This is a genomic window from Corynebacterium sp. 212_CJEI (genome assembly GCF_001055915.1).
In the GTDB taxonomy this organism is placed as follows: domain Bacteria; phylum Actinomycetota; class Actinomycetes; order Mycobacteriales; family Mycobacteriaceae; genus Corynebacterium; species Corynebacterium jeikeium_D.
The window spans coordinates 80,870-87,224 of record NZ_JVPT01000044.1; the positions used below are offsets into that span (position 1 = coordinate 80,870).

The following is a 6,355-nucleotide window of genomic DNA, read 5'->3' on the forward strand; positions in this document are numbered from 1 at the left end:
TCTTTAGCCGCCCAGCAGAGCGGTGAACGGATCGGCGGCGAAGTAGATGATGAACAGGCCGGAGACAATCCACATCAGCGGATGTACGGACTTGGCACGACCCGAGAAGATAGCCATCGCAGCAAAGGTGATGAAACCGATGCCGATACCATTTGCAATCGAGTAGGTAAACGGCATGGTGACAATAGTCAAAAATGCCGGCAGTGCGATGTCGAAACGGGTGAAATCAATCTCGGTGATCTGCCCGATCATCATGGCACCGACGATGACCAGCACTGGCGCGGCAGCCTCGATGGGCACGATTTCATAGAGCGGGGTGAAAAACATCGCTGCCAGAAAGAGGATGCCGGTGACAATGTTGGCAAGGCCAGTGCGTGCACCATCGGCGATGCCCGCTGCGGAATCCACAAAGACGGTGTTCGACGAGGAGCTGACTGCACCACCGACAATGGCACCGGTGCCTTCGACAACCAGTGCGCGCTTCATGTCCGGCAGCACACCGTCTTCATCGACAAGTGCGGCCTGCTTGCCCAGACCAGTCATCGTGCCCATGGCATCGAAGAAGTTCGCCAGGACCAAGGTAAACAGCAGCATGGTGGCGCTGAGGGCACCGACGCGGGCAAAGGATCCGAAAAGATCCACAGCTCCAACGAGGGACAAGTCCGGCATGCCGCCTACGCGGTCCGGCAGAGTCGGTACCGCGAGATTCCAACCGGTCGGCACTGGCTTGCCATCAGCGAAGGAGGGGCCCGCATCCGTCAAGGCCTCGACTGCGAGCGCAATGATGGTATTCAGCACGATGCCGATGAACAGGCCACCTGGAATATTGCGGACAACCATGATGCCGCAGATAATCAGCCCGAGGACGAACACGGCGGTCGGCCACGAGGCAATCTGACCATTGATGCCGAGCTGCACCGGGACAGTCGTGTCAGCGGCATCGGGAATACGGCGAACCAGGCCACCGTCGACCAGACCAATCATGGCAATAAATAGGCCGATACCCACACTCATCGCGGCCTTCATATCGGACGGAATCGCGTGGAAGACAGCTGTGCGGAATCCGGTCAGCGCCAGCAGCACGATAATCACGCCGTCCAGCACGACCAGGCCCATCGCTTCTTCCCAGGCCAGTCCCTCGTTAGCAACGAATGTCACGGCAACCAGGGTGTTGATGCCCAGGCCCGTCGCAATGCCGAAGGGGTACTTGGCAAAGAGACCAAAAGTAATGGTCATGACACCCGCGGCGAGCGCAGTGACAGCGGCGACCTGTGGTATCCCCAGGCTATTGCCGTTGACATCCTCGATATTGCCGAGGATCAGCGGGTTGAGCAGAATGATGTAGGCCATCGCGAAGAAGGTCACTACGCCACCGCGAATCTCGGTCACGGTCGTCGAACCGCGCTCCGTGATGTGAAAATAGCGGTCCACTGCCGAAAGATGGCTCCCCTTCCGTGCAGGCTTGGAGTCCTTCGCCTCATCTGAGGATGTTGCAGAGGTGGACGTACCTTTGTCCATTTTTTATGCCTCTCTAGAGTCTCTTTACTATCCGTGTCAGAGCGGAATTTTTGTGCCGAAATCCGTAACGGTGCAGTCTCTGGGGCCACAGTGGCGTCGAAACTGCACCTTCTCCGTCATCGCGTTTGCCTAGGTGGAAAGCTACAGGTGGGAATCCTGGTAGGGTTCCGCCACCGGTGCACCCTGCCCCGTTACTTCCGGGATAGCTGAGTGAGCACCGCAGCCGTGGTCAAAGCTTACGGCCGTGGCATCGAATGTCCATTCGTTAACGCACACGCCCCAGTTCTTACCGAGCGGACCGGTCAGCGGGACCATAAAGGCGCAGGTTCGGCAGCGGTGCAATGCTTCCCGAGCAAAGTCACTCTCGGGGCCGGTATCGCCCTCTTCCCAACGCTGCTCGGTGTCTTCCACACCACGCGCCGACAAGGTGCGGGTCTGCAAGTCATCGCCGTCGAGTCGCTCATCTCCCACTGCAGCCGGCAACAAATCGCGCGGACCGAGGTCACCGGGGCGCAGCCGCTCCTCGTAGGGCACCCATTCAGGCGCCTGCAGCGCGGTTTCGCCAGGGACAAGAGCCACTTCACTGACCGTCGCCTGTTGAGTGCCCGGCGCGCACGCGACCACCACATGCCACTCCCAGCCCCTGTATCCGGGCAGGTCAGCCGCAAAACGATGCACCGCAACGCCCTCGCCTACGACACTTACACCGGTGTGCGCGCCGGCAGGCCCCTCCCCGAGCTCTTCAATCGCGGTACGGGCAGTGTCGACCGCCTGGTGATTCATCACCTTCCCCCGTCGGCGGCTGTTTCGGGAACGTCGTCGATTTTCAGTCACGTTTCCTATCCTAGAGTGAAGCTATGGACAGATTCCCGTCGGGCGACGCAAAACCCGCCCGCACCTTCCACTCATCACGCTTTACGACGGTCCGAGCTGCCATCCTCTCCGTGGCAACTGCCGCCCTATTGGCCGGCTGTGCGGCTAAAACTGGTTCAGGTGGCGATCCCTCAGGCGAGGCCCCTTCTAGTGGCGCTAGTGCGGACTCGAACTCCGGCACCGCCCCAAGGTCGACTTCGGCATCGGTTAATCCCTCCGAGCTGGTCGGTGCCGATAAGGTGCCGGGGCTCGGTGACGTTCCGACACTGAAACTGGCCATCGAGCAGTCCTATCCTGTCTTGGCTCCACCACTTCCCACGGAGAAGAATGTCGCTGCGCCTTTTGTCCAGGGCCTTGAGTTCGAACCCGATGGTTCTTTGTTGATGGGCACCGGCCTCTACGGTGAGTCCCAGATTTACCGATTACCGCAGTGGCTCGACAACTCTGCAGCCGAGCCGACCAACGTGGAAGATTTACAGCCTGAACTCTTCGGCGAGGGGATTACCCGTCATGGAGATACCGTGTGGCAGCTGACGTGGAAGGAAGGACGCGCCATTGAACGCGACGCGGCTACTCTCAAGCAGCGTCGCGAGGTTCCCTTCGACACCGAGGGCTGGGGCGCGTGCTCCTTCGATGACACCATCGTGACCTCCGACGGCAGTGGCACCCTCACTTTCCGCGCCCCCGATGACCTCTCTTCCCAGCGTCAACTGGCGGTCACTGCAGCAGGTACAGAGACAACGTGGCTCAACGAACTCGAGTGCGTCACTGTCAACGGCGACGCAGCTCTGGACGAAGTGCCGGACGAAGTACCAGCGGACACGAGCGATTCAAACAACCAGAGCAACGCGGACGGACCAAACTCCCCGCAATCGCACCGCGAGATTTGGGCCAACGTCTGGCAGAGTCCATTCATCTACCGCATCAACCCGGAAGACGGAAAGGTCACAGGCATCGTCGATGCCACCGAACTCTTCCGCGACTTGTACGCGCAGCTCTCCCCAGCAGAGCAAAACAGTATTGATGTGCTCAACGGCATTGCTCTAATGCCGGATTCTTCCTCTACCTCCCCCAATGGCCCCCGCCAGTTCCTGCTCACAGGGAAGAAATGGCCCACGGCCTACCGTGTTACCGTGAGTGAATAGCAGTATCTGGCCCGAAAACGGCTAGTGTGACTGAACGTAGCTTCAATTCCGTTACGAATGTCGGGAAGTGAGAGTTGATGGGATCGAGTAGGCGCCGCTGGCAACAGAATAGTAAGGCGTTCATGGTTGTCGGCGCTATTGTCGTGGTGGGTCTTGTCGTCACCGGCATTGTCCTTGCTGTCAATAAGTGGACCAACCAGGCAATCGACGACCCGCACGCGCTGTCCATCGAGGTCATTCAGGACGGCGAAACCACAGAGGTTCTTCCCTACCGTGTCTGCGACCTCTTTGAGAAGAATGCCTGCACCACGACTGAGGCCAACGCCGCCAAGATTTCTCTGGGCGAGCAGGAGACAGCTGAGGTTAACGTCGGCTCCACTGTTGGCTCTAACTCTTGGACTCTGCAGCGTTTCTTCTCCGACGATGCGGTCAACTCCACCTCTCGCAAGGATCCGGGCGAAGCCACGACCGAGACCATCGCCGGCTCCGCAGCTGTTGCCGGCAAACGCACCCCACTCGGGGTCGTGGAGGTTTCCACCGCGCTCATCGGAAAGAACTCCGAGGGTGAAGAGACCACCTACGGTATTACTTGGTCGATCGTCAACGAACCGTCGTAAAGCACAGCAAAACGCCCGCTCACTGAGGTTATCCACCTTCGTGAGCGGGCGTTTTTCACATCTTCTACCGACTTACGAGTCCAGCTCGCGCGCGACCGCACGCAGGACTTCAGCCATCTGGTGGCCGTCCTTACGCTCCGGGTAACGCCCGGCGCGCAGGTCACGCTGCACCGTCGACTCCAGCATGGAAATCATGTCCGAAATCATGCCGTTGAGATCGCTGGGGCTGTGCTTCTTTGCTTGACGACGGGCTCCTGCGCCCCCACCTGCCCCGCCACGGCGGTGACGGGCACCGCGCGGTCCCTCGTCGAGCACCTTGATCCGGAGGGCCTGCGGGCCTGGGCGGCCGTCAGCGTAGTCGTACTCCAGGCGCTGACCAGTTACGAGTTCTTCCACGCCTTTCGGCAGCACGTTCTTGCCGATGTAGACATCTTCACCGTCCGGATTCGAAACGAAGCCAAAACCGCGATCCTTGTCGTACCACCTGACCTTACCGATGGGCACTTTCCACCTAACCTTCCCGTGCCCTGTGACTGGGGGCACTCAACCTCGTTCCCCTTGTGCAGCGGTGACTGCCCTTCAGGGTCTTCGGATCGGAGATGCAATTCTTCCGCATTTGCCACCGTCCTCGCACGCACAAACGGCCAGAGTTAGAGGCTCGCTCGGGGCGAGCTTGGCCAGACAGGACCGCGAGGATATGCCAGGCCGGGTGCTGTCTTAATGGTGTTCCTTTAATTAAGGTGCGACCAAAACAGGACGCACTCCAACGGGGAACACATTATTTATTACTGCTTACTAGTGCGAAGTGGCGGCAGCGGTAGCGGCGTGCATGTGCACGTCACCTCCGATTACCTAAAGAACTCAATTATACCCATAGATGGGGACATAAAGGGAAGACGGATCTGCGTGAAGCGAACACTCTCGCGGATTGACGCACCGAGACGGCAACTAACTGCCAGCGTTGGTTCTTTATGGCTATCTCTTATGGCCATCCTTCTCAGTGCATGCGGCGCGCCAAAACCGGAAAAATAACAAGACGATAACGTGAGCTTTATCACATTTTGAAGTTTTAACTTACACAACACCAATAACAGTCACGTCTCTTACCTGCAGTTTCACCTACTTTTATGCATATTTCCCACCTGCGCTCAAAATTAAGAATCCGGCGATTCGCGTGACTATTTCGTTATCAACCGCTACGGTGTGCAATCGACGCGTTTAACGGACGAAGTCGCATAGATCGCCTTCATCTCACTCCAGTGCGATGACATCGGCCCGTTATCAATAACGTGAAGAACTTTCCATAAGAGTGAGATGGGGTTGCATTAGCCCCACTGGCGCCACAAAGAAAATCGACGAAAAGGAAATTTTCATATGGCTCGCCACGCAGCTAAGACCAACACCTTCGCTTCCACTTCGGCAAAGGTTGCACTGACCGGCGCAATCCTCGGTGCCGGTGCCGCTATCTTCGCACCGACCGCTTCTGCAGCTCCGGACTCCGACTGGGACCGCCTGGCACAGTGTGAGTCCGGCGGCAACTGGCACATCAACACCGGAAACGGCTACTACGGCGGTCTGCAGTTCTCCGCAAGCACCTGGAACGCTTTCGGTGGTAACGAGTTCGCTTCGACCGCTGATCAGGCTTCCCGCGAGCAGCAGATTTACGTTGCTGAGAAGGTCCTGGCTCAGCAGGGTTGGGGCGCATGGCCGGCTTGCTCCGCAAGCCTGGGTCTCTCCTCCGGCCCGACCGATCGTCCGCACCCGAGCCAGGGCTCCGCTCCTGTTCGCGCACAGGCCGCTCCGGCAGCTGCTGCTTCCGACTCCAAGACTGACCTGGTCCAGCAGTTCGCTGACCGCCTGTCCAACGTCGACAGCCTGTCCGACGCTCAGGCACTCATCGCTGAGTTCCGTGCACTGACCGGCGAGGTTGAGCTCCCGCAGGAACTGGTCGCAGCCATTCCGTTCGACCTGTCGAAGCTGCAGGGTCTGATTTAAGACTTTCGAGCTAGCCAGCTCATCACAGTAGCCCCGAGGGTAATCCCCCTCGGGGCTACTTTTTGGCTTCCGCAGGTTGGCGGTACCGACCCAACGCGAGTTAGTGACTGCGTGAGTTACTGCCTGCGTTTATGGCTAGCGACCGCGTGCCAACGCGAGTTAGTGACTGCGTTTATGACAAAAATGGCCCGAAAAATGGCTTGAAAG

Annotated in this window: 6 protein-coding genes; 3 read left to right on the forward strand and 3 right to left on the reverse strand. The window is 58.7% G+C overall.

The window, feature by feature from the left end; all coding sequences use genetic code 11:
- Positions 1 to 3: 3 nt before the first annotated feature.
- Positions 4 to 1,518, reverse strand: a complete 1,515-nt coding sequence (locus tag ADB02_RS04020) for an NCS2 family permease (protein ID WP_016423312.1) — start codon at positions 1,516 to 1,518, stop codon at positions 4 to 6.
- Between the two features lie 141 nt (positions 1,519 to 1,659).
- Positions 1,660 to 2,352 (reverse strand): DUF3027 domain-containing protein, encoded by a 693-nt coding sequence (locus ADB02_RS04025; protein WP_224433761.1) that lies wholly within the window; start codon positions 2,350 to 2,352, stop codon positions 1,660 to 1,662.
- A gap of 23 nt (positions 2,353 to 2,375) precedes the next feature.
- Between ADB02_RS04025 and ADB02_RS04030 the strand changes: the two genes are divergently transcribed.
- Together ADB02_RS04030 and ADB02_RS04035 are read left to right on the forward strand one after the other, a co-directional pair.
- Positions 2,376 to 3,536 carry a glutaminyl-peptide cyclotransferase gene (locus ADB02_RS04030; RefSeq protein ID WP_049189724.1) on the forward strand — a complete coding sequence of 387 codons (1,161 nt, stop codon included), beginning with the start codon at positions 2,376 to 2,378 and terminating at the stop codon, positions 3,534 to 3,536.
- A gap of 122 nt (positions 3,537 to 3,658) precedes the next feature.
- Positions 3,659 to 4,153, forward strand: a complete 495-nt coding sequence (locus ADB02_RS04035; RefSeq protein ID WP_016423315.1) for a DUF2771 family protein — start codon at positions 3,659 to 3,661, stop codon at positions 4,151 to 4,153.
- A gap of 72 nt (positions 4,154 to 4,225) precedes the next feature.
- Here the strand turns inward: ADB02_RS04035 and ADB02_RS04040 are convergent, their stop codons facing one another.
- The gene (locus ADB02_RS04040; RefSeq protein ID WP_005511873.1) at positions 4,226 to 4,657 is read right to left on the reverse strand and encodes a cold-shock protein; all 432 of its coding nucleotides are present in this window, start codon (positions 4,655 to 4,657) and stop codon (positions 4,226 to 4,228) included.
- Positions 4,658 to 5,527: 870 nt separating this feature from the next.
- On the opposite strand from ADB02_RS04040, the gene ADB02_RS04045 reads away from it, so the two are divergent.
- On the forward strand, positions 5,528 to 6,148 hold the full coding sequence (locus ADB02_RS04045) for a transglycosylase family protein (RefSeq protein WP_016423316.1): 621 nt from the start codon (positions 5,528 to 5,530) through the stop codon (positions 6,146 to 6,148).
- Positions 6,149 to 6,355: the final 207 nt, after the last annotated feature.